We start from the raw sequence: 19,837 nt of genomic DNA on the forward strand, positions 1-19,837 counted from the left end.
CTGCACCATTTTCTGTGCAGCGCTCTCATATCCGCGCCGTGAATCGACCTGAACTCGTACCCGAGCACTTTGCCTGTTTTGACTTGCTGGCCACTCTGGTAGCCGTGGTACACGCAGATGCCAATGTGTTGTTTTCCAATGCCGCCCTGGAGGACGCCTTGGGCACCTCGCGGCGCATGTTGCTGGGTTCCAACTTTGCTGAGTTTTTCACGGAGCCCGCATCCTTGCAGAGTGCGCTGGAAGGCGCTTCAGAAAATGCGTTTGCCGCACTGCGTTACGACGCCTGGCTCAAGCGAACAGCCCACGAGCCCATGCCCGTGCATGTGATCGTGACCCGCACCGAGCAGTCGGAAGACATCATCATCGAGATGGTGCCGCTAGAACAGCAGGCCCGCCAAGACCGCGAGGAACGTCTTGCCGAGCAGGCACAGACCAACAAAGAACTGATCCGCAACCTGGCGCACGAGATCAAGAACCCGCTGGGTGGCATTCGGGGGGCGGCGCAGCTGCTCGAGATGGAGATGGAGTCGCCGGAGCTGACCGAGTACACGCAGGTCATCATTCACGAGGCGGACCGCCTGCAAAGCCTGGTGGACCGCCTGCTGGCGCCACACCGTCGTCCGCACCTTGTGGGCGATGTGAATATCCACGAAGTGTGTGAGCGGGTGCGCTCGCTCATCCTTGCCGAATTCCCGCGCGGCCTGCGTGTGGTTCGCGACTACGACACCTCCATCCCCGAGTTTCGTGGTGACCGCGAGCAACTCATTCAAACGGTGCTGAATATCGCGCACAACGCGTGCCAGGCGCTCTCCGAACGCATCGCTGCGGGGGACGCCAACCTCACATTCCGTACCCGTGTCGCGCGTCAGGTCACGTTCGGCAAGCAGCGTTATCGGTTGGCATTGGAATTGCATGTAATCGATAACGGACCTGGCGTGCCAGATTCGATCAGAGACCGCATTTTTTACCCGCTGGTGTCGGGCAGGGAAGGTGGTTCGGGGCTGGGGCTGACATTGGCGCAAACCTTTGTTCAACAACACCACGGCCTGATTGAAGTCGATAGCGTGCCGGGCCGAACGGACTTCAAGATTCTGATTCCGTTACCGTAATAGCCAATGATTAAGGGTGCGCCACAACATGAAGCCGATTTGGATCGTAGATGATGACCAGTCCATCCGCTTCGTGCTGGAGAAGGCGCTGCTGCGCGAGCATTTGCCTACGCGCAGCTTTTCCAATCCACGCGATGTACTGAGTGCCTTGGCCACGGCCGCGGACGATGAAGGCCCGCAGATTCTGGTCAGCGACATTCGCATGCCCGGCGGTTCGGGTCTGGACCTGCTCGACAAGGTCAAAGCCAAACACCCTGGGCTGCCCGTCATCATCATGACGGCGTTCTCGGACCTGGACAGCGCCGTGAGCGCCTTCCAAGGTGGAGCTTTTGAGTATTTGCCCAAGCCTTTTGATTTGCCCAAGGCGGTCGAGCTGATCCGCCGTGCGGTGGAAGAAAGCCAGCGCGAAGAGGTGAGCGAGGAGCGCATGGCCGAGTCGCCCGAAATGCTGGGCCAGGCACCCGCCATGCAGGACGTCTTCCGCGCCATTGGCCGCCTGAGCCAGAGCAATGTCACGGTGATGATCACCGGCGAATCGGGTTCCGGCAAGGAGCTGGTGGCCCGCGCGTTGCACAAGCATTCCCCACGTGCCGATGGCCCGTTTGTGGCCATCAATACCGCCGCCATTCCCAAAGATCTGTTGGAGAGCGAACTGTTCGGCCATGAACGCGGTGCCTTCACGGGTGCGCAAACCATGCGCCGTGGCCGCTTCGAGCAGGCCGATGGTGGCACGCTGTTTTTGGATGAAATTGGTGACATGCCGTTCGAGCTGCAAACGCGTTTGCTGCGCGTCTTGAGCGACGGGCACTTCTACCGCGTCGGCGGCCACAGTGCGGTTAAATCCAATGTGCGCGTGATTGCCGCCACCCACCAGGATCTGGAGCAGCGGGTCAAGGATGGCGTGTTCCGCGAGGACTTATTCCACCGCTTGAACGTTATCCGCTTGCGCCTGCCAGCGCTGCGCGAGCGCAAGGAAGACGTGGCCATGCTCACGCGCCATTTCCTGCAGCAAAGTGCCAAGCAGCTGGGCGTGGAGCCCAAGCGCATCTCGGACGCGGCGCTGGCTTGGCTGGAAGGCTTTGGCTTTCCGGGCAATGTGCGTCAGCTGGAAAACATCTGCCACTGGCTCACGGTGATGGCGCCAGCGCAGGTTATTGAGCGTAAGGACTTGCCGCCCGAGGTCAGCCTGGGGCGCTCGGAAACTGGCGAGCCTTTGCAAACCAAACCTGTGCTCACCGCCGCGCCAGAAGCGCAGCTCAAGGACGTTCCGCAAGACCCCCACACTCACGGCCACCCGGCAGGGGAGGCGGAAGACCTGTCGCATGTGCTGGCCCGTGCCGCCGCAGCGCACGGCCCGTTGGAAGGCTGGGAGGCTGAGCTGGAAACTGAGGCCGTGGCCCTGCTGGGCGCCGGCCAGCCCGAGGTGTGGGACACGCTGACGCGCCGCTTCGAGTCGCGCCTGATTTTGGCGGCACTGGCCAACACCAAGGGCCGCCGCATCGAGGCAGCGCACAAGCTGGGCATTGGGCGCAATACCATCACCCGCAAGATCCAGGAGCTGGGCTTAGAGTAATTTTTAGTGCTTTAGGGCTCCAAAGCTCGTGAATGCTGCGCAAGCAGCTCCTGAAATCATAGCAAAAAGCCGACGCATGCGTCGGCTTTTTGTTTATGCGGCCGGTGCTATCTCCACCACCACCGGCGCGTGGTCGCTGGGGCGCTCGTTTTTGCGAGGTTGTTTGTCGATCTCGCAAGCCGTCACGCGGGGGCGCAGCGCCTCGCTCACCAGGATGTGGTCGATGCGCAGGCCGCGGTTGCGCCGGAAGCCCGCGTCGCGGTAGTCCCACCAGCTGAAGCTTTTGGGCGGCTGTGCAAACAGTCGGTGGCTGTCGTGCAGGCCCAAGGCGATGAGGGCACGCAGGTGGTAGCGCTCTTCCTCGGTGCAGTGGATGCTCTCGAACAAGCCCTCGGGGTCCCACACATCGTCGTCGTCGAAGGTGATGTTGTAGTCGCCCATCAGCACCAGCTGCGGGTGGCGGGTCAGCTCGTCCTTCACCCAGCGGCGCAGCGCGGTGAGCCATTCCATCTTGTAGTCGAACTTGTCGCTGCCGGGCTCCTGCCCGTTGGGAAAGTAGGCGCCAATCACCCGCACGCCGTCTACCGTGCCGGTGATCACGCGTGCCATCTCATCGTCAAAACCGGGAATGTTTTTGAGTACTTCAGTGGCTGGAGTACGGCTCAGCAGGGCCACGCCGTTGTAGGTCTTTTGGCCGAACCACTGTGGGTGGTAGCCGATCGCCTCAAAGGCATCTGCGGGGAATTTGTCGTCGCTGAGCTTGAGTTCCTGCAGCGCCAGCACGTCGACCGGGTTGCTGGCCAGCCAGTCCAGTACCTGCGGCAGGCGCACGCCCAAAGAGTTCACATTCCAGGTGGCAAGTTTCATGGCAGTTTGCAGGGTAGGGTGGGCAAAAAAGAGGCAGGGCAGTGCACCACGGGCCCAATGCCACAATGGACGCTCCTCATCCAGCGGCGAATTTTCGCACCTTGCCCATGCGGTGCTGGCCTGCTTAGAAAAATCTTCACATCGGCTTCCCCGCTGCTCCATGCACACCGCCACTGCCACCTCTGCTCCGTGCCCCGCATGCCAGCAAGCGCTGCGCCATCTGGTGCTGGAGGGGCACTATGCCAAGTCAGTGGAGGTGGAGTTGTGCACGGCCTGCTATCTGGTGTGGTTCGATGCCTTTGAGTCGGTGCGGCTCTCGGGCCTGGGCTGGGTGCAGCTGCTGCGTGCCATGGTGCTGCAACCGGCGTCTCGCGCCGTATTACCGCCCAACATGGCCTGTGTGCGTTGTCGCAAGCCGCTTTCCGCTGTGCGCAACCAAACACGGTTTGGCCACACGGCAGCCCTGGAGTGTGAGCAGGGCCACGGGCAACTGCAAACCTTCTCCTTGTTGCTGGCGGAACGCGGCCTGCTGCGCCAGGTGCTGCCCGCTGACCGAACCAGTCTGGCCCAAGAGGGGCGGGCACTGCAGTGTCTGCAATGTGGCGCCGGGGAGCACGCCCCCCAAGCCAGTCTGTGTGCCTACTGCCAGAGCCCCCTGCGCATGGTGGATGTGCCGCGCCTGGCCTCCGCCTTGTTGGTGCGCCATGGCGATGTGCTGCAGCTGCCACCCGGTGCCAACCCCTTGGCCATGGCGTGCCGGGGTTGTGGCCACCCCCTGGACCCGACGACCGAGACCTCTTGCCCGCGCTGCGACCACGTGCTGGTGTGGGCCGACTGGACCAGTGTCCGGCCCCTGCTGGACGCGGTGGAGCCCTTGCTGCGTGCGCAACAGCCCCGACAAGCCAAGCCCTGGGGCAGACGCTTGCGGGAGCAGCAGGGCGACCACCGTGCCACCCAGTTCCACCGCTGGCTCCGGCACGCCAACCTGGTGTCACGGCATGACGATGGTGGGCAGCGTGGCCTGATGGGCCGCCTGCGTGATTGGCGCAATTGGCTGGGCCTGTTTGTGCTGGGCTTAGTTGGCTGGGGTTTCTTCAGGTAGCGGTGTGGCCTTGTCGGAGGGCGCGGTCCCGGTGCCGCTCTCAGGGGCGGATGGCGATGTCGTTCTTGACCGCCCTCACGCCCTTGACACCCAAGGCCAGGCTTGCAGCCGTGGCTTTTTCTTCCGCGCTCTTGGCGAAGCCCGACAGCAGCACCGTACCGTTGAGCGTTTCCACACTGATGGCTGCGGCATCTACCACCTTGTTTTCCACAAAGCGTGCTTTGACGGAGGCCGTGATGGCGGTGTCGTCCACGTAGGCGCCCACTGTGGATTGTCCGCGTTGCACGGCACAGCCGGTTGCGGTGAGGGTGAGCAGGGCGGCAAACGCCAAGGCCAGAAAGGTGCGAAAGTGCATGGTGTGTCTCCAATCGGTAGTGAACAAAGTCCGCTGTGGCTTGGCCTCGGGTTGCCCCCAAAGCCGACGGTTTTGCGGCAGGGCTCCAGTGTTCATCCAAGCCGCACCGGTGCGAATCAGCAGGGTGGCCGTATGGGTGTGGGCGCAGAGCGCGCACGCGCGTAGGACAGTTCCGACACGCCTAGGCTACGGGCGCTGTGTGCTCGGGAAGGCGTGCCAGAATCTGTGTGCCTTGCCCTGGGTGGGACTGCAAGTGCAGGCTGCCGCCTTCTGCGCTGACCCGAAAACGCATGCCCACCAGCCCATAGGCGGAGCTGGGCTTGGCCGCGGTGTCAAAGCCCACGCCGTCGTCACGCACCGATACCTCCACCTGGCCGACGTGCGGGCATAGCGTGATCCAGACATTGCGTGCTTGTGCGTATTTGGTGATGTTGGTGATCGCCTCTTGCACCAGGCGGTACACCACCAGCTCGGCCGATGGGCGCAGCGCCACCGGCTCCAGCTGGCAATGCACAGCCACGCCCGATTGGGCCGCATACTCCCGCGCCAAAATTTCCAGTGCGGCCACCAAGCCCAAGTTGCTTAGCGAAGAAGGCCGCAGATCTTCGATGATGCTGCGCCCCAGCGCAATGCCGCTGTTAAGCGTGCCCACCAGGTGGGCCAGCAACTCCAGCGCTTCAGGTGCCGTGCTGGCCAGACGGGATTTGATGCGTGCCGCGTCCAGCTTGGCCGAGGTCAGCAGTGAACCCAGCTCATCGTGCAGGTTGCGCGCCAGACGTTGGCGCTCGTCCTCCCGGGTGGTCTGTAAATGCTGCGCCAGCGCAATCAGCTCGGCCGTGCGGTGGCTCACTTCCACTTCCAGACGGTCACGCTCCAGCTGCACCACTCGCTGCAGTTCCGCTTGCTGCCGCTTCAACACCTGAGACTGGCGCAAGTAGAAAAACAGCGCCAACAAGCTCAGTGCACTCAGCAGCGCCACGCCAAACCGCCCCAGCGCCAACGTGCGGTCCAGCTCGGCGCGGCTGGCGCTGACCGCTCTGGTTTGGTATTCCAACAACTCGGCACTGGTGGCGCGGATGGCATCCATCTTCTCGCGGCCAATGTCGGTCATCAGGATTTCCTGCCCGGCCTTCCCACGGCCTTCTTCGTAGAGCTGCAGCGTCAGCGCCAGCTCAGACAGCTTGGTTTCCGTCAGAGTGTGCAGGCGCTGCAGAAGGGCTTGCGATTCAGGGTCGGTGCCATAGTAGGCGTCCAGCACGCGGTAGGCCTCGTCGATACGCAGCAAGGCCTGGGCATAGGGCTCCAGGTATTCCTTGCGCCGCGTGAGCAGGTAGCCGCGCTGGCCGGTTTCGGCGTCCAGCATGCTGCGCTCGAGCACCTGGATCTGGGTTCGGGCAGCCCCCATGTCGGTGAGCTCTCGCAAGGTGCCGGCCGAACGCCAGTACGAGGCCTCGCTGATGAAGAGCACCGCTGCAGCCGCTGCCAAGGCCAGGGCCATGACCAGCGGGGGGCGTTGAAAAAAGGGCGGTGTTGTCATGTGCCAAGTGTGCGGCGAAGTGTGGGATCATGCCGCATGAACTTGTTGCTGCACCCATGATCCGTATTGCTATTGTTGACGACCATGCCATGGTGCGCGCCGGGCTGCGTCAGTTTTTTGCAGACCAGCCGGACTTTCAGGTCGTGGCCGAGGCGGGAAACGGCCGCGAGGCGCTGGACATCGTGCGCCAAGGCGAGGTGGACGTGATGGTGATGGACATTGCCATGCCCGACCACAGCGGGGTGGACGCGCTGGTGGCCATCAAGGCACGTGCCCCCGATCTGCCGGTGTTGATCCTGAGCGGCTTTGCTGAGGTGCATTACGCCACCACCTTGTTGCGTCAGGGCGCCAGCGGCTACCTCAACAAGGACTGCGACCCCGAGGACATCGTCCAGGCCATCCGCACCGTGCACCGTGGGCGCAAATACATCACCCCTGGCGTGGCCGAACTGCTGGCAGAAGGGCTGAGCGAGGACAGTGACAAACCGCTGCACACCCAGCTCTCCGAGCGCGAGCTGCAGGTCTTTCTGCGCCTGGCGCGGGGCGAGACCGTGGGCCACATTGCCACCAGCATGTCGCTGAGCGTAAAGACTGTCAGCACCTACCGCACCCGTGTGATGGAGAAAATGCGCCTGGAGTCCAACAGCGACCTGACCTACTACGGCCTCAAGAACGGACTGATTCAGTAGCCCCATCAGGCAATGACTGTGTCAGCCCTTGCCGCACCGGCCAGAGTTTGGCAGTACAAGATCAGCGCCTCGATTTCGGTGGATTTGTCGAACACGCGCTGCGCCCCCAGCGCCAGGCAGGTGCTGCGCATGTCGGCCGTTGCGTAGTTGCTTAGCACCACCATGGGCCGCTGCGGCCAGCGCTGGCGGCCTGCCCGCAGCACCCCCAGCCCTGAGCCGCTGCGCAGGAAGATGTCCACGATGACCAAGTCCGCCCCATGGGTGGGCTGTGCGAGCCAGTGCAGGGCCGCCTGCTCGTCCTCTGCAACACCCACCACCATTACCGGGGCAAGCTCTTGCAGCGTGGCAATCAGGCTGTGCTGAATAACTGGGCTGTCCTCGACAAGAAAGGTGCTGAGCGCAGGCATGGCGGGGTGTAGAGCGTATCTGTTGACAGTGTGCCTGCAAACCCGATGGTCGGCCATGGGCCACCAACCCGACTGCGTGTAGGACAAGACCTACAGCCGTTTGCGGTGCTGTCTGCTACCCGCCGCAAGGGCGCGTGCAGATACTGCAGGCATCAGATTCTGCTGATGCTTCATAACAAGGTCGTTCCATGAAAAAAACATCCATCTCTCTGCGCGGCACTGCTGTTGTGCTGGCACTTTTGGTCCTCAGCGGTTGCGCGGGCATGACCACGCGTGAGAAAAACACCGCTGTGGGCGCCGCCATCGGCGGCGTGGCGGGCAACATCATTGGCGGCGGTAGCGTGCTGGGCACGGCAGCCGGTGCGGCTGCGGGCGGCGTCATTGGCCACCAGTCCACCAAGAAGTAACTCAGCCGCGGGTGTAGGTCACAAAGCTGAAAGCCAGCCCGCTGGCCGCCAACTGGTGGTCGCGGGCGCTTTCTTTCCAGGCCGGGCCCAGCGTGGGGGCAAACGCGTCGCCCGCAAAGTCCTGTTCAATCTCGGTCACCACCGCAGTGCTGGCCAGCGGCTCCGCCAGCGCATACAGCTGGGCACCGCCAATCACCCACACATCGCTTGATTGCTCGCAAAGTTGTAGCGCTTCACGCAGATTCAGTGCGGTCTGAGCGCCTGTTTCGTGCCAATTAGGCTGTCGCGTCACCACAATGTTGGTGCGCCCCGGAAGCGGGCGAAACTTGGGTGGCAGCGAGTCCCAAGTCTTGCGTCCCATGATCACCGGGCAGCCCAGTGTGGTGCGCTTGAAGTGGGCCAGGTCTTCGGGCAAATGCCAGGGCAGGGTGCCGTTGATGCCAATCACGCCGTTGGCAGCGCGGGCATAGATCAGGTGCAGACGGGGCATGCCGCTTACACCGCCACCGGTGCCTTGATGGCGGGGTGGCACTCGTAGCCTTGCACCTCAAAGTCTTCAAACTGGTAGTCGAAAATGCTCTCGGGTTTGCGCTTGATGTGCAGGGTGGGGTAGGCCATGGGCGCGCGGCTCAGCTGTAGCTCCACCTGTTCGGTGTGGTTGCTGTAGATGTGGCAGTCGCCGCCGGTCCAGATGAAATCGCCCACGTCCAAGTCGCATTGCTGGGCCACCATGTGGGTTAGCAGCGCGTAGCTGGCAATGTTGAAGGGCACGCCCAAAAAGATGTCGGCGCTGCGCTGGTAGAGCTGGCAGCTCAAACGGCCCTTGCCGCCCGGCTCGGTGGCGGGTGCCACATAGAACTGGAAGAAGGCGTGGCAAGGCATCAGCGCCATCTTGTTGAGCTCGGCCACGTTCCAGGCGCTCACGATGATGCGGCGGCTGTCGGGGTTGCTCTTCAGGGTCTTGATGACATCGGCAATCTGGTCGATGTGGCCGCCGTCTGGTGTGGGCCAGCTGCGCCACTGAACGCCGTACACCGGCCCCAGGTCGCCGGTTTCGGGGTTGGCCCATTCGTCCCAGATGGTGACGCCACGTTCTTTGAGCCAGTTGTTGTTGCTGGAGCCGGTCAGGAACCACAGCAGCTCCTGGATGATGGAGCGCAGGTGCACTTTTTTGGTCGTGACCAGCGGGAAGCCTTCGTTCAAATCGAAGCGCATCTGGTAGCCAAACACACTCTTCGTGCCAGTGCCGGTGCGGTCGGCCTTGAACACACCCGTGGTGTGCACATGGCGCATGAAGTCTTCGTACTGGCTGCGCACGGGGCGGAGTGAGGTGGTGCTGGTCATGGGCGGAATTTTAGTGGTCTGTGCGCGAGGGCGAATGTCAGGTCATGCGGTCCAGCGTCGAGGCCAGTACCAGCAGCGCCAGCAGGATGAGCACCACCACCGGCATCACCGCCCCCAGCCCGGCCCAGGTGGCCAGCAGGCCGAAGGCTGCGGGAATGATGGAGCCGCCTACGTAGGAAAAGGTCATTTGCCGGCCGATGACGGTGCGTGCCACATCGTCGGGAAAACGGCGCGCAGTCTCATGCATCAGGGATGGGAACACCGGCGCGCAGCCCAGGCCCATGAGTACGAGGCCGACGCTGGCCGCACCGCCAAACACGGCGGGCAAGGCAAACACCAAAGCGCCCGCGCTGGCCACTGCAATCCCCAGTCGCACCAGCCGGCGGTTGCCCAGACGGTTGGCAATCAGCCCCACGGCAAAGCGCCCGGCGGTGATGGAGCCAAAGTAGACCGACACCCAGACTCCCGCCTGGGCTTGCGTGAGGCCACGGTCGGTGACCAAGATGCTGGCTGCCCACAGGCCGGTGCCCATTTCGGCGGCTACGTAAAACAAAAACAGTGTGGGCGCCAACCAAGTGGCGAGCGGGCGCACCGGTTTGAAGGTGGCCGTGCCATGGGCGTCTTCTCCTGCGGGCGGCTTGGAGTGTTCTTTGGCCCAGAGGGCCAGCGTGGCAAACAGCACCACGGCCAGCGTCAGCTGCATCAGGCCAATGCTGCGCACGCCCAGTGCCCAGCCACCACTGCTGGCCAATGCCAGACCCATGATCAGCGGGCCGGTGGTGGCGCCCACCCCCCAGAAGCCGTGCAGCCAGTTCATGTGGCGCGAGGAGTAGTGCGCCGCCACAAAGTGGTTCAGGCTGGCGTCCACCGCGCCTGCGCCCAGACCCAGCGGCACCCCCAGCGCCACCAGCCAGCCAAACGATGGCGCTATCGAGAATCCCAGCAGCGCGAGCGCTGTCATCAGGCAGCTGGCGGCCACCACCGCACCGGTGCCCACGCGCTTGGCAATGACCCCTGCAAAGTAGCTGGCCGTGGCTGAGCTGATGGTCATGGCGATGGTGATGGCGCCCACCGCTGCCAGGGGCTGGCCCATGTCGGCCCGAATGGCGGGCCAGGCCACGCCCAGAATGCCGTCCGGCAAGCCCAGGCTGATGAAGGACACATACACAATGCCCAGAAGAATGAGGTGCGCCACGGCAGATTCCTGAATGCGAAGTTGATGGAGAGGGGTGATTTTTATGCCAAATATGACCCAAGACCCCGTGTTATTTGCGCAAGCAGCTACTCTATTGATAGCACTCTTCCTGGATTCATCAGATTTTTCGGATCTAGCGCGCCCTTGATGGCGCGCATGGCGTTCAGGGCGACCGGCGATTTGTGGTGCGCCAGCTTCTCGCGTTTGAGGCTGCCAATGCCGTGCTCCGCAGAAATCGATCCGTTGTAGCGGTCCACCACTTCGTACACCAGCGCATTGATCGGACCTTCCTGGTCGCGCAAGAAGGCTTCGGCATCCGCTCCTTCCGGGGCCTGCACGTTGTAGTGCAGGTTGCCGTCGCCCAGGTGGCCGTAGTTCACCAGCCGCACACCGGGGAAGTGCTGCGCCAGCAGGGCGTCCACCTCCGTCACAAAAGCCGGAATGCGTGACACGGCAATCGAGATGTCGTGTTTGATGTTCAGGCCCTCTTGGGCCTGCGCCAGCGGAATGCTCTCGCGGATGTGCCACAGCGCGCGCGCCTGGGCAATGTTTTCGGCCACCACGGCGTCCAGCACGCAGCCTTGCTCCAATGCGGCTTCGAGCAGGCGCTCGAACTGTTCGCGGGCGTGGCTTTCGGATTCGTGGTCGGAGTTTTCGAGGACGACACAGTAGGGTGACAAGCCGCCAAACGGCACGTTCTGCTGCGGAAAGTGTTTGCGCACCAGGCTGAGCGCAAACTCGCCCATCACTTCAAAGCCGGTCAAGCCCGCGTTTAGGTACTGGTGTGCCAGGCCCAGCAGCTCCACGGCTGCATCCAGCGAGGGCACGGCGGCAAACGCAGTGAGCTGGGCGGCGGGCAGGGGGTACATGCGCAGCGTGGCCGCGGTGATCACGCCCAGCGTACCTTCGGAGCCTATGAACAGGTGGCGCAGGTCGTAGCCGGTGTTGTCCTTGCGCAGGCCGGTCAGGCCGCTCCAGACCTCGCCCTGCGCCGTCACCACCTCCAGGCCCAGGCACAGCTCGCGCGTGTTGCCATAGCGCACCACCTGCGTGCCGCCCGCGTTGGTGGCCAGGTTGCCGCCTATGGTGCAGCTGCCCTCGGCGGCCAGGCTCAGGGGGAACAAAAAGCCTTCCTTCTCGCACGCCTCTTGCAGCGTCTGCAGCACGCAGCCCGCTTCCACGGTGACCGTGAGGTTGGCCGCGTCGATGGTGCGGATGCGGTTCAGGCGTTGCAGGCTCAGCAGCACCTGGGTACCGGATGCATCGGGGATGGAGCCCACCACCATACCAGTGTTGCCACCCTGAGGCACCAGGCTCACGCCGGCCGCCGCGCAGGCTTGCACCACAGCGGCCACTTCGTCGGTGCTGCCGGGGCGCACCACGGCCAGGGCGCGGCCGCGCTCGCGTTTGCGCCAGTCTTGCTCAAAGGCGGTGAGGTCGCCGTCGGTGAGTACATGGGCGTCGCCCACCAGGGTACGCAGCGTGGCGCGCAGGGTTTCGGTGTCGGTCATGGGGCAGTGCGGGTCGTCGGTTCGTCAGGGGTTGCAGCCTGCTTGGCGTGCTTTAGGCGCAGGCGGATGTGGGCGGTGCACGCTACAAACAGCACGATGCACAGCAGCACCTCCAGCAGGGCCAGCCAGTTGCCGGGCGCCTTGTCGCTCCAGGCGCGCACCACGCCTTCGGTGAAATACAGCCACACCATCAGGCTGACCCAGCGGTAGGTGTACATGCGGTTTTTGAGCATGCCCGCCAGCGGAATACACAGGGGCAGCACCTTGATGGCCAAGGTGCCGCTGCCGGTGGGGGCCAGCCACAGCTCCCACAGCAGGCCCAGCAGAATCAGGCCCAGCGTACTGGCGACGGCCACCCAGCGGCTGAGCTGCACGGTGTGGGAAGAAGAGGGGGTGGGGGGAGTAGCTTGCATAGGTTAGCCGCGTAGCTTAAAACAAATGCTGGTGCCGGGCGGCCCCGCCGGCTTCATGCCCCGGCAGGGGGCCGGTTTTCCCCTCTTGCTGGCGGGCAGCGATAGGAATAGGCTGGGCCTGCCCCTTGGGCGCTGGGAGTATGGCGATGGCAGCAAACCTTCTGCGGTGGTTGGCATTCGGTGGCTTGTGGCTGGGTGTCTGCGCGGGGGCGCAGGCACAGTGCAACCGCGTGATCGTTACAGCCGACCCGTCTTACCCGCCCATGCACTGGTACGACGGGGAAACGCTGCAGGGCGCCAGCATCGAGATTGCCAAACGCGTGTTGACCGACCTCGGCATCGCCTACGAGGTGCGCTACCAGGGGCCGTTTCCGCGCATCATGACCCTGGCCGAGCGTGGCGAGGTGGACATGGTGGCCACCCTGAAGAAAACGCCCGAGCGTGAGGTGTTTTTGCTCTACCCCAAGACGCCTGCGCTCTCCAACCCGGTGGCGGTATTCGGCTTTCGCGAGCATCCGTTTGAATACAAAGACCGCGTGGACCTGGTGGGCCTGCGCGGCGGCATTACCCGGGGCAATGTGTTTGGCAGCGGGGTAGACGAGTACCTGCGTGAGCGCCTGAACATCCAGGAGTCCAACAGCCCAGAAAGCAACTTTGACAAACTTGCGCTGGGGCGGCTCGATTACTTCATCACCGGCTACTACACCGGCATGGCGCTGCTGCTTAAGCGGGGCGACGAGGAGCGCTTTGTGGTGAAAACCCCGTTTTTGACCGACACGCCCAACTACTTGGTGCTCACCCGCAACGGCAAATGCGCCGACAAGCTGGAGCAAATCGACGCCCGCCTGGCGCTGCTCAAAAAGAATGGCGTGCTGGAGGAGTTGATCCGCAAGAGCTTCCAGAAATGGAAGGCCCAGCCCACGCTGGTCGAGCGCTAGCCGCTGCCCCTGCGGTGGCTGGTGGCATCATTGGCGGATGCAACTGATCGAACGTCTCAAACCCTGGCTGCACGACGTGGCCAGCATCCCCTGGCGGGACGCCGCCCTTACCCTGCGCGAGCGCTTCCGCGAAGACCGCCTAGGCCTCACTGCCAGCAGCCTCACCTTCACCACAACCATTGCGCTGGTGCCCTTTATTACCGTGGCGCTGGCGGTGTTCACCGCCTTCCCCATGTTTGCCAAGTTTCAGGACGTGCTGCAGAAGTGGCTGATTGAAAGCCTGGTGCCCGACAACATCGCCCGCCAGGTGCTGGGCTACCTGAACCAGTTTGCCGGCAAGGCCAGCCGCCTGGGCGCTGCGGGCCTGGCCATTCTGCTAGGCACCGCGCTGGCACTCATCTTCACCATCGACCGCACGCTCAACAGCATCTGGCGCGTGCGCAAGCGCCGTCCTCTGGGCCAGCGCGTGCTGATCTACTGGGCCGCCATGACCTTGGGGCCGCTGCTGCTGGGGGCCAGCCTGTCGCTCACGTCGTATGCCGTGTCGGCCTCCAAGGGGGTGGTGGGCGGGCTGCCCGGTGGCGTGAGCCTGCTGCTGGACAGCCTGCAGTTTGTGCTGGTGGCGGCTGGCATGGCGGCCATGTTTCACTACGTGCCCAACACCCAGGTGCGCTGGGGCCACGCCTGGATGGGTGGCCTGTTTGTGTCGGCTGGCATGGAGCTGGCGCGCAAGGGCCTGGCCCTGTACCTGAGCAAGGTGCCCACCTATTCGGTGGTCTACGGCGCCTTTGCCACCGTGCCCATCTTGCTGATCTGGATCTATGTGGCCTGGGTCATCGTGCTGCTGGGTGCGGCGCTCACCGCCTATCTGCCCAGCCTGATTGCCGGTGTGCCGCGCCGCCGTTTGGGCCACGGCTGGCAGTTCCAGCTGGCGCTGGAATCCTTGCAAATGCTGGAGCGCGCCCGCACCAGCGCCGACAAGGGCCTGACCCTGACCCAGATGCGCACCATCATGCAGGTGGACCCGCTGCGCCTGGAGCCGGTGCTGCAAATGCTGGTGGACCTGGACTGGGTGGGCCAGCTCAGCGAAGCCGGTGCGCATGGCGCCCAAGCCCGCTACGTGCTGCTGGCCGACCCGGACAGCACGGTGCTGGAGCCGCTGATGCGCGCGGCGCTGCTCAAGCCCGATGCGGTCACCGAGAATTTATGGAAAATTGGCCGCTGGCCTGCAACTACGCTGCGTGAGGCGCTACAGAAAGAGTAGCAATCGTTGCGTTGCAGTCGTGGGTGTTACGGGGGGCTGTGGTTGCCGCCTCTCGCTTTAACTGGCAGGAGTTTTGGCGGTATGCGACCCGAAGCGGTCTTATGACATCTCTGATTCAAGGCTGGAAAGCGTACGCTCAAAATAGCCCCAAAAAGGCGGATTCAGTATCTTTGACTCTGATTCAGGGGAATGCGACTAGGATGGCTTGCTCAAAAGCCAGCGCGCGGCTACACAGAGTCGTTAAGTCGCCCCATCGCGTGGCGACCGCGTTTGCAGCGGCTAGGCGGCTCTTGCGGTCCTTCTTGTTAACTCGCTGATTGAGCGGTAACACCGACATCTGGGCTTCAATGGTTGGGTTGCACTCGAGACTCGCGAGCAAGGCGTGACCGGCGGGCAACTTGGCCGCAGCCTGCCAGGCGCCCGTGTTCATTGCGGGGATGCACACCACAGTCTTGGCACCGGGTATTGCCGGATCCAGCCAAGACTGCAACACAGCGTTCAGGTCGTCAGGCGGCAGGAGTGCGGGAGGGCAGTGGGTAGGGCATGGCAAAGGTTGCCAGCCTTCGGCGGTGACACTGGCGTTCGTGTAAGGTGGGCGCAGGTTTGCGTAAGAGAAAGTAGCTACGTCAGCATCCAGTTGGATTACGATGCCATCGAAGGTCGATAGGGTGGGGTCGTCCTCTACTAGGCCCCCATTTGGGCGGCATCGGGCAGCCTGTTGCTTGCACCACTTCAGGACCCCGCCCCAGCCGGTGCCCATGTCGGGCCTAGTAGCTTCGGGCTGTAGTTGATTCAACACGAAGGTACGAGGAGCAAGAATGCTCTTCAGTGCAGCATGAATTACATCCAACTCTGTCTTGCCTTCGGCGATCAAGGCAATTCGCAACGGACTAGACATTCGGTACCGCCCCCAGGTGCCCCATCATCCACAAGCGCGAAAGCGGGTATTCACGATTCAGGGCTTTCAGCTCTACCGTCGGGTTCAGCCTTCGCACCACGGTGTGGCCGTTACTGTCCCTGTCAACGGCGAATAGCCGAACTTCGTCATTGTCCAGATCCAGTCCGTCCAGCACTGCAGGGTTGTGTGCCGTAAACATCAGCTGCCGCTTGGGTCTGGACGAACCTCTATCTGCGCCCGAACGTACCTGAGTAAGCCAGCTCACCAGTCGCTCGGTCAAAGCGGTGACCAGCCGAGGGTTCAAAGCCTGATCCAGATTGTCGATGGCCACAAGTGCAGGGCTGCGCGGCGACAAGCACAGCGCGGCGGTAAACAAAACGTACAGCACACCTTCGCTGGCGTCAAAAGCCGTCAGTTCGTTGCGGCTGGTGGCCATAAAGCGGTCGGTGAACTTTAAGACCTCTTGGCTGCGAGCCACCGATGGCGAGAGGAGCGCCTGCACGCTGCGCGAGGTGCCAACGTCCGCAGCCCAATCCACAAGGCCAAGGAGGTCCTCCAGCAAATCACCTTGGGACTCGTCGGCGAAACGTTTCAAGTCGGCTACCGCCTCCGCTAACCTCCCCCCTGACAAACCCAGCGGTTCACGTGTCTGCGGGTCGGGCAGTATGCCGCGCAAAGTGGGCGTATTGGGGCAGTAGATCGCGTACTGCTGCAGTTGTTGCAGCATCCAAGTCGCTGGGCTTTCAGCGGGCAGTTCCACTAACTTGAGCGCCGCGAGGCCGGCTTTTGGGTTGAGATTGCCTTTGCTGCGAACCCCATCGGTCAGGATGGTTTGCAGGCCATCTGTCAGCGTCTCGGTCTTGAACGACCAGGCTGGATCTGGGGAATCCAGCGGGTTCAATAAGCTGACCTTATAGGTGGCACCACTCTCAGCCACAGCTTCCAGACCAATGTGCGGCAGACTACGAAAGTCATGAAAAGACGATTTGAAAAGTCGCGGCAAGCCTGGGCGCACGCCACGTCGCTGCAGTGCCTCATCGTCCACGGAGCCATTGGCGGCGGCCCCCAGCACGCCCAAGGCCTCCAGCACGTTACTCTTGCCCACGCCGTTCGCGCCAATGAAGCAGTTCACCACACCCAGCTCAATATCTAGTTCTGTGATGGACTTGAAGCCGCGAATCTTCAATTGTCGAATCATTCATCTTCTCCGGTGTTTACTTACATTGGAAGACCAATCATGCTTGAAATAGAGGTTGTCCTCCGCATGCAAAAGCGAATCTAACTATCCGTGCCAGCTGACAGAGCTATCGCCTCTTTTCTCTAAGCCCGAAGTCGCCTGAGCTTCCTCCACGCGTTTGCGATATTGTCGCCGCGCTTTATGGCTAGTCCGGTTCAAGGTCGAGTGAATCCGCTCATTTGGGTGAAATCCAGGATCCACCGGGAGCCAACCGCGATGCAGTGGGTTCGCGGGCATACCCAAGAGCTGTCGATCGGAAACGGCAGCTCCGGTGGCCCGGAGAAGACTCCTGGCTACCAAGCCTTTGAGCACTATTTGCAGTCCACAGATTTTGCCGCTGTTTTTTTTAAAGAAAAGAAGCCTCTAGCGTCCATCCCATCTGCGCGAGCAGCTACAAAATAAATAGCGAAATACGGCCTCCGGCCAGTTTGCTTGTCTGGCTCAAAACCGAATCTTCCCGACCCAGATGTCCCGGTACATGCACCAGTCCCCCATAAAGCTGTAGAGCGGGCGTTTGAAGCTGGCGGGCTTGTTTTTTTCAAAGCCGAAGTGGCCGACCCAGGCGAAGCCGTAGCCGCACAGCAGGCCGTACAGCAAGTACAGTGGTTTGCCGGTGGCCAGCAGCATGGCCAGGCACACCAGGGTGAGCGTGGAGCCCACAAAGTGCAGGCGGCGGCAGGTGGTGTTGCTGTGTTCGCCCAAATAGAAGGGGTAGAACTCCGCAAAGCTCTGGAAGCTGCGCGGGTCCACGGCGGTGGGGCTGGGGGTGTTGGTGGCGTCCATGGTCGCTCTCCTGATCGGTAGTGCGCCATGGTCGGGCAGAGCGCTTGCACTTGGCAAGCGCGTTTGCCCTAGGGGCTGGCCAAAAACTGTCGCAGGGCGGACAGGGTTTGCTCCGGCGCTTCGGTCATCTGGTGGTGGCCCACGGGCACCATGTGCAGCTCGGTGCGGGCTGTGCGTTGGCGGGCTACGGCCAATAGCAGCTGTGCGGCTTTGGGTGTGGTCATCTGGTCTTGTTCACCCAGCACAAACAGCACTGGGCATTGCACCAGTGCCATGGCTTCTTCACCGTGTGCGTAGTTGTTGCAGGCCGAGAAGCCGCGGTGGAACACATTGACGGCCGTGTTGCTGGCCAACACACGCCGCCCCAGCGCCATGCCGCTGCCAAACACCCAGGTGCCCGGCCCCAGTGCCGAGGGCGGCGCGGCCAGCGTGCTGCGTGAAAACACGTTCACCATGGTCAGCGCTTTCAGGGGTTCATTCAGGGATGTCTCTAGCAGCGCGGGCGACACCTTCATGGGATAGGCCGTGCCGACCAGCACCAGGTGGGTGGCGCGCTCTTTCAGGCGTGCAGCCGCTTCCAGCGCAATGAGCGAGCCCCAGCTGTGGCCCACCAGTGCTGCTTTGCCCACGCCCGCAGCATCCAGCAGCGCGACGATGAAATCAGCCGCTTCTTCCACGCTGGCAGGAGCTTCGCCGCCGCTGCGGCAGTGGCCGGGCAGGTCCACGGCGAGCACGTTGTAGCCGTGGTGGGCTAGGTATCGGCTTTGCAGAATCCAGACGCTGTGGTCGTTGAGCACGCCGTGGATAAACACCACGGTGGGTTTGGCAGCGTCAAAAGGTTTGCCACCGGTGTAGCAGTAGGCCTTGGCGCCGTTGACGAAGAGTTCCATGGTCAGGCTCCTGCTTTCTCGGCCGCCTTGAGCGCGCGTTTCAGGTCGTCGATCAAATCGTCCGGGTCTTCCAAGCCGATGGACAGGCGGATGGTGCCCTGGGTGATGCCACCGGCGGCCAGTGCCTCGTCGCTCATGCGGAAGTGGGTGGTGCTGGCGGGGTGGATGACCAGGCTGCGGCAGTCGCCCACATTGGCCAGGTGGCTAAAGACCTTGAGTGTTTCGATGAACTTCTTGCCTTGTTCGCGGTTGCCCTTCAGGTCAAAGCTGAACACGGAGCCGGCGCCTTTGGGCAGCAGCTTTTGCGCCAGTGCGTGGCTGGGGTGGCTTTCCAGCAGCGGGTGGCCAACGCGGCCCACAAAGGGCTGGCTGGCCAGGAATTGCACCACCTTCTCGGTGTTGCTGATGTGGCGCGCCATGCGCAGGCCCAGCGTTTCGATGCCCTGCAAAATCAGCCACGCAGTGTGTGGGCTCATGCAAGCGCCAAAGTCGCGCAGGCCTTCGCGCCGTGCGCGCAGCAGGAAGGCGCCCACGGTGCTTTCCTCGCTGAAGTTCATGTGGTGGAAGCCCTCGTAGGGCGCGGCCAGCTCGGCAAATTTGCCGCTGGCCTCAAACGCACGCGCCCAGTCAAAGCTGCCACCGTCCACCACCACACCGCCAATCACGGTGCCGTGGCCGCTGAGGAACTTGGTGGCCGAGTGGTAGACCAAATCGGCGCCTTGGCTCAAGGGCTGTACCAGCCAAGGCGAGGTGAGGGTGGAGTCCACCAGCAGCGGCACGCCGGCCTCGTGCGCAATCTGTGCAATGGTGGGCGTGTCCAGCACGTCCAGGCCGGGGTTGCCCACCGTCTCGCCAAAAAACAGACGGGTGTTGGGGCGCACCGCGGCGCGCCAGCCGTCCACATCGCCCGGCTTCACAAAGGTAGTTTCAATGCCAAAGCGCCGCAGTGTGTAGTGCAGCAGGTTTTGCGAGCCGCCATAGAGCGCGGTGCTGGCCACGATGTGGCCGCCCGCGCCCATGAGGGTGGCGATGGCCAGGTGTAGCGCGGCCTGGCCGCTGGAGGTGGCAATGGCGCCAATGCCACCTTCGAGTGCTGCCATGCGTTGCTCAAACACGGCGTTGGTGGGGTTGCTGATGCGGCTGTAGACGTGGCCTGCGCGCTCCAGGTTGAACAGCGACTGCGCATGTTCGCTGGACTCGAACACAAACGAAGTGGTGAGGTGGATGGGCACTGCGCGGGCACCCGTGGTGGGGTCGGGCGCGGCACCGGCGTGCAGGGCCAGGGTGTCAAAGCCGGGGTCAGCGTAACCAGGCATGG

21 protein-coding genes are annotated in these 19,837 nt (G+C 62.9%); 7 read left to right on the forward strand and 14 right to left on the reverse strand.

Annotated features, from left to right (window positions below; genetic code table 11):
• Positions 1 to 38 precede the first annotated feature (38 nt).
• Together glnL and ntrC are read left to right on the forward strand one after the other, a co-directional pair.
• Entirely contained in the window at positions 39 to 1,109 is a 1,071-nt protein-coding gene (gene glnL / locus CHU94_RS11485; protein ID WP_255033927.1) for a nitrogen regulation protein NR(II), read from the forward strand.
• A gap of 28 nt (positions 1,110 to 1,137) precedes the next feature.
• The gene (ntrC, locus tag CHU94_RS11490) at positions 1,138 to 2,682 is read left to right on the forward strand and encodes a nitrogen regulation protein NR(I) (RefSeq protein WP_094481026.1); all 1,545 of its coding nucleotides are present in this window, start codon (positions 1,138 to 1,140) and stop codon (positions 2,680 to 2,682) included.
• A 93-nt stretch (positions 2,683 to 2,775) separates the two neighbouring features.
• Here ntrC and CHU94_RS11495 read toward each other — a convergent pair whose 3' ends face one another.
• The gene (locus CHU94_RS11495) at positions 2,776 to 3,549 is read right to left on the reverse strand and encodes an exodeoxyribonuclease III (RefSeq protein WP_094479948.1); all 774 of its coding nucleotides are present in this window, start codon (positions 3,547 to 3,549) and stop codon (positions 2,776 to 2,778) included.
• A 160-nt stretch (positions 3,550 to 3,709) separates the two neighbouring features.
• On the opposite strand from CHU94_RS11495, the gene CHU94_RS11500 reads away from it, so the two are divergent.
• A complete protein-coding gene (locus tag CHU94_RS11500; protein WP_176452009.1) occupies positions 3,710 to 4,651 on the forward strand; it encodes a zf-TFIIB domain-containing protein in 942 nt (313 codons plus the stop codon).
• 40 nt (positions 4,652 to 4,691) lie between these two features.
• Here the strand turns inward: CHU94_RS11500 and CHU94_RS11505 are convergent, their stop codons facing one another.
• Together CHU94_RS11505 and CHU94_RS11510 are read right to left on the reverse strand one after the other, a co-directional pair.
• Positions 4,692 to 5,006, reverse strand: coding sequence for a BON domain-containing protein (locus CHU94_RS11505; RefSeq protein WP_094479952.1), 315 nt, complete (start codon positions 5,004 to 5,006; stop codon positions 4,692 to 4,694).
• A 181-nt stretch (positions 5,007 to 5,187) separates the two neighbouring features.
• The gene (locus tag CHU94_RS11510) at positions 5,188 to 6,543 is read right to left on the reverse strand and encodes a CHASE3 domain-containing protein (RefSeq protein ID WP_094479954.1); all 1,356 of its coding nucleotides are present in this window, start codon (positions 6,541 to 6,543) and stop codon (positions 5,188 to 5,190) included.
• A gap of 56 nt (positions 6,544 to 6,599) precedes the next feature.
• Between CHU94_RS11510 and CHU94_RS11515 the strand changes: the two genes are divergently transcribed.
• The gene (locus tag CHU94_RS11515; protein ID WP_094479956.1) at positions 6,600 to 7,232 is read left to right on the forward strand and encodes a response regulator transcription factor; all 633 of its coding nucleotides are present in this window, start codon (positions 6,600 to 6,602) and stop codon (positions 7,230 to 7,232) included.
• Between the two features lie 5 nt (positions 7,233 to 7,237).
• Here the strand turns inward: CHU94_RS11515 and CHU94_RS11520 are convergent, their stop codons facing one another.
• A complete protein-coding gene (locus tag CHU94_RS11520) occupies positions 7,238 to 7,639 on the reverse strand; it encodes a response regulator transcription factor (RefSeq protein WP_094479958.1) in 402 nt (133 codons plus the stop codon).
• Positions 7,640 to 7,827: 188 nt separating this feature from the next.
• On the opposite strand from CHU94_RS11520, the gene CHU94_RS11525 reads away from it, so the two are divergent.
• Positions 7,828 to 8,046: a glycine zipper 2TM domain-containing protein gene (locus tag CHU94_RS11525; protein ID WP_094479960.1), complete on the forward strand. Its 219-nt coding sequence runs from the start codon at positions 7,828 to 7,830 to the stop codon at positions 8,044 to 8,046.
• A 1-nt stretch (position 8,047) separates the two neighbouring features.
• Here CHU94_RS11525 and CHU94_RS11530 read toward each other — a convergent pair whose 3' ends face one another.
• The 5 genes from CHU94_RS11530 to CHU94_RS11550 all read right to left on the reverse strand — a co-directional run bounded on the left by CHU94_RS11530 (position 8,048) and on the right by CHU94_RS11550 (position 12,509).
• Positions 8,048 to 8,536, reverse strand: a complete 489-nt coding sequence (locus tag CHU94_RS11530; protein ID WP_094479962.1) for a dihydrofolate reductase — start codon at positions 8,534 to 8,536, stop codon at positions 8,048 to 8,050.
• A gap of 5 nt (positions 8,537 to 8,541) precedes the next feature.
• Entirely contained in the window at positions 8,542 to 9,390 is an 849-nt protein-coding gene (locus tag CHU94_RS11535) for a thymidylate synthase (RefSeq protein WP_094479964.1), read from the reverse strand.
• A gap of 37 nt (positions 9,391 to 9,427) precedes the next feature.
• Positions 9,428 to 10,585: a sugar MFS transporter gene (locus tag CHU94_RS11540; RefSeq protein ID WP_176452010.1), complete on the reverse strand. Its 1,158-nt coding sequence runs from the start codon at positions 10,583 to 10,585 to the stop codon at positions 9,428 to 9,430.
• Between the two features lie 86 nt (positions 10,586 to 10,671).
• Positions 10,672 to 12,096: an FAD-binding oxidoreductase gene (locus CHU94_RS11545; RefSeq protein WP_094479968.1), complete on the reverse strand. Its 1,425-nt coding sequence runs from the start codon at positions 12,094 to 12,096 to the stop codon at positions 10,672 to 10,674.
• Positions 12,093 to 12,509: a DUF2069 domain-containing protein gene (locus tag CHU94_RS11550; protein WP_094479970.1), complete on the reverse strand. Its 417-nt coding sequence runs from the start codon at positions 12,507 to 12,509 to the stop codon at positions 12,093 to 12,095. Before CHU94_RS11550 ends, CHU94_RS11545 begins: the two co-directional genes overlap by 4 nt.
• Positions 12,510 to 12,655: 146 nt before the next feature.
• On the opposite strand from CHU94_RS11550, the gene CHU94_RS11555 reads away from it, so the two are divergent.
• Positions 12,656 to 13,447 carry an ABC transporter substrate-binding protein gene (locus CHU94_RS11555; protein WP_176452011.1) on the forward strand — a complete coding sequence of 264 codons (792 nt, stop codon included), beginning with the start codon at positions 12,656 to 12,658 and terminating at the stop codon, positions 13,445 to 13,447.
• Between the two features lie 37 nt (positions 13,448 to 13,484).
• Positions 13,485 to 14,711 (forward strand): YhjD/YihY/BrkB family envelope integrity protein, encoded by a 1,227-nt coding sequence (locus CHU94_RS11560; protein ID WP_094479974.1) that lies wholly within the window; start codon positions 13,485 to 13,487, stop codon positions 14,709 to 14,711.
• A 181-nt stretch (positions 14,712 to 14,892) separates the two neighbouring features.
• Here the strand turns inward: CHU94_RS11560 and CHU94_RS11565 are convergent, their stop codons facing one another.
• The 5 genes from CHU94_RS11565 to CHU94_RS11585 all read right to left on the reverse strand — a co-directional run bounded on the left by CHU94_RS11565 (position 14,893) and on the right by CHU94_RS11585 (position 19,835).
• Positions 14,893 to 15,609, reverse strand: coding sequence for a hypothetical protein (locus CHU94_RS11565; RefSeq protein WP_094479976.1), 717 nt, complete (start codon positions 15,607 to 15,609; stop codon positions 14,893 to 14,895).
• A complete protein-coding gene (locus CHU94_RS11570; RefSeq protein WP_217901311.1) occupies positions 15,602 to 16,795 on the reverse strand; it encodes an AAA family ATPase in 1,194 nt (397 codons plus the stop codon). The genes CHU94_RS11565 and CHU94_RS11570 overlap by 8 nt, the downstream gene beginning before the upstream one ends.
• A gap of 492 nt (positions 16,796 to 17,287) precedes the next feature.
• Entirely contained in the window at positions 17,288 to 17,629 is a 342-nt protein-coding gene (locus tag CHU94_RS11575) for an Mpo1-like protein (protein WP_094479980.1), read from the reverse strand.
• Between the two features lie 68 nt (positions 17,630 to 17,697).
• Positions 17,698 to 18,519 carry an alpha/beta fold hydrolase gene (locus CHU94_RS11580; protein WP_094479982.1) on the reverse strand — a complete coding sequence of 274 codons (822 nt, stop codon included), beginning with the start codon at positions 18,517 to 18,519 and terminating at the stop codon, positions 17,698 to 17,700.
• Between the two features lie 2 nt (positions 18,520 to 18,521).
• Positions 18,522 to 19,835, reverse strand: a complete 1,314-nt coding sequence (locus CHU94_RS11585; RefSeq protein WP_094479984.1) for an O-acetylhomoserine aminocarboxypropyltransferase — start codon at positions 19,833 to 19,835, stop codon at positions 18,522 to 18,524.
• Between the last annotated feature and the right edge of the window lie 2 nt (positions 19,836 to 19,837).

It is taken from the genome of Rhodoferax sp. TH121 (assembly GCF_002251855.1).
In the GTDB taxonomy this organism is placed as follows: Bacteria; Pseudomonadota; Gammaproteobacteria; order Burkholderiales; family Burkholderiaceae_C; genus Allorhodoferax.

What these genes read in the sequence shown, in the direction of transcription:
- ntrC (WP_094481026.1), top strand. Translation starts at nt 1,138, where the DNA reads ATGAAGCCGATTTGGATCGTAGATGATGACCAGTCCATCCGCTTCGTG.
- CHU94_RS11495 (WP_094479948.1), bottom strand. Translation starts at nt 3,549, where the DNA reads ATGAAACTTGCCACCTGGAATGTGAACTCTTTGGGCGTGCGCCTGCCG.
- CHU94_RS11500 (WP_176452009.1), top strand. Translation starts at nt 3,710, where the DNA reads ATGCACACCGCCACTGCCACCTCTGCTCCGTGCCCCGCATGCCAGCAA.
- CHU94_RS11505 (WP_094479952.1), bottom strand. Translation starts at nt 5,006, where the DNA reads ATGCACTTTCGCACCTTTCTGGCCTTGGCGTTTGCCGCCCTGCTCACC.
- CHU94_RS11510 (WP_094479954.1), bottom strand. Translation starts at nt 6,543, where the DNA reads ATGACAACACCGCCCTTTTTTCAACGCCCCCCGCTGGTCATGGCCCTG.
- CHU94_RS11515 (WP_094479956.1), top strand. Translation starts at nt 6,600, where the DNA reads ATGATCCGTATTGCTATTGTTGACGACCATGCCATGGTGCGCGCCGGG.
- CHU94_RS11520 (WP_094479958.1), bottom strand. Translation starts at nt 7,639, where the DNA reads ATGCCTGCGCTCAGCACCTTTCTTGTCGAGGACAGCCCAGTTATTCAG.
- CHU94_RS11525 (WP_094479960.1), top strand. Translation starts at nt 7,828, where the DNA reads ATGAAAAAAACATCCATCTCTCTGCGCGGCACTGCTGTTGTGCTGGCA.
- CHU94_RS11530 (WP_094479962.1), bottom strand. Translation starts at nt 8,536, where the DNA reads ATGCCCCGTCTGCACCTGATCTATGCCCGCGCTGCCAACGGCGTGATT.
- CHU94_RS11535 (WP_094479964.1), bottom strand. Translation starts at nt 9,390, where the DNA reads ATGACCAGCACCACCTCACTCCGCCCCGTGCGCAGCCAGTACGAAGAC.
- CHU94_RS11545 (WP_094479968.1), bottom strand. Translation starts at nt 12,096, where the DNA reads ATGACCGACACCGAAACCCTGCGCGCCACGCTGCGTACCCTGGTGGGC.
- CHU94_RS11550 (WP_094479970.1), bottom strand. Translation starts at nt 12,509, where the DNA reads ATGCAAGCTACTCCCCCCACCCCCTCTTCTTCCCACACCGTGCAGCTC.
- CHU94_RS11555 (WP_176452011.1), top strand. Translation starts at nt 12,656, where the DNA reads ATGGCAGCAAACCTTCTGCGGTGGTTGGCATTCGGTGGCTTGTGGCTG.
- CHU94_RS11560 (WP_094479974.1), top strand. Translation starts at nt 13,485, where the DNA reads ATGCAACTGATCGAACGTCTCAAACCCTGGCTGCACGACGTGGCCAGC.
- CHU94_RS11565 (WP_094479976.1), bottom strand. Translation starts at nt 15,609, where the DNA reads ATGTCTAGTCCGTTGCGAATTGCCTTGATCGCCGAAGGCAAGACAGAG.
- CHU94_RS11575 (WP_094479980.1), bottom strand. Translation starts at nt 17,629, where the DNA reads ATGGACGCCACCAACACCCCCAGCCCCACCGCCGTGGACCCGCGCAGC.
- CHU94_RS11580 (WP_094479982.1), bottom strand. Translation starts at nt 18,519, where the DNA reads ATGGAACTCTTCGTCAACGGCGCCAAGGCCTACTGCTACACCGGTGGC.
- CHU94_RS11585 (WP_094479984.1), bottom strand. Translation starts at nt 19,835, where the DNA reads ATGCCTGGTTACGCTGACCCCGGCTTTGACACCCTGGCCCTGCACGCC.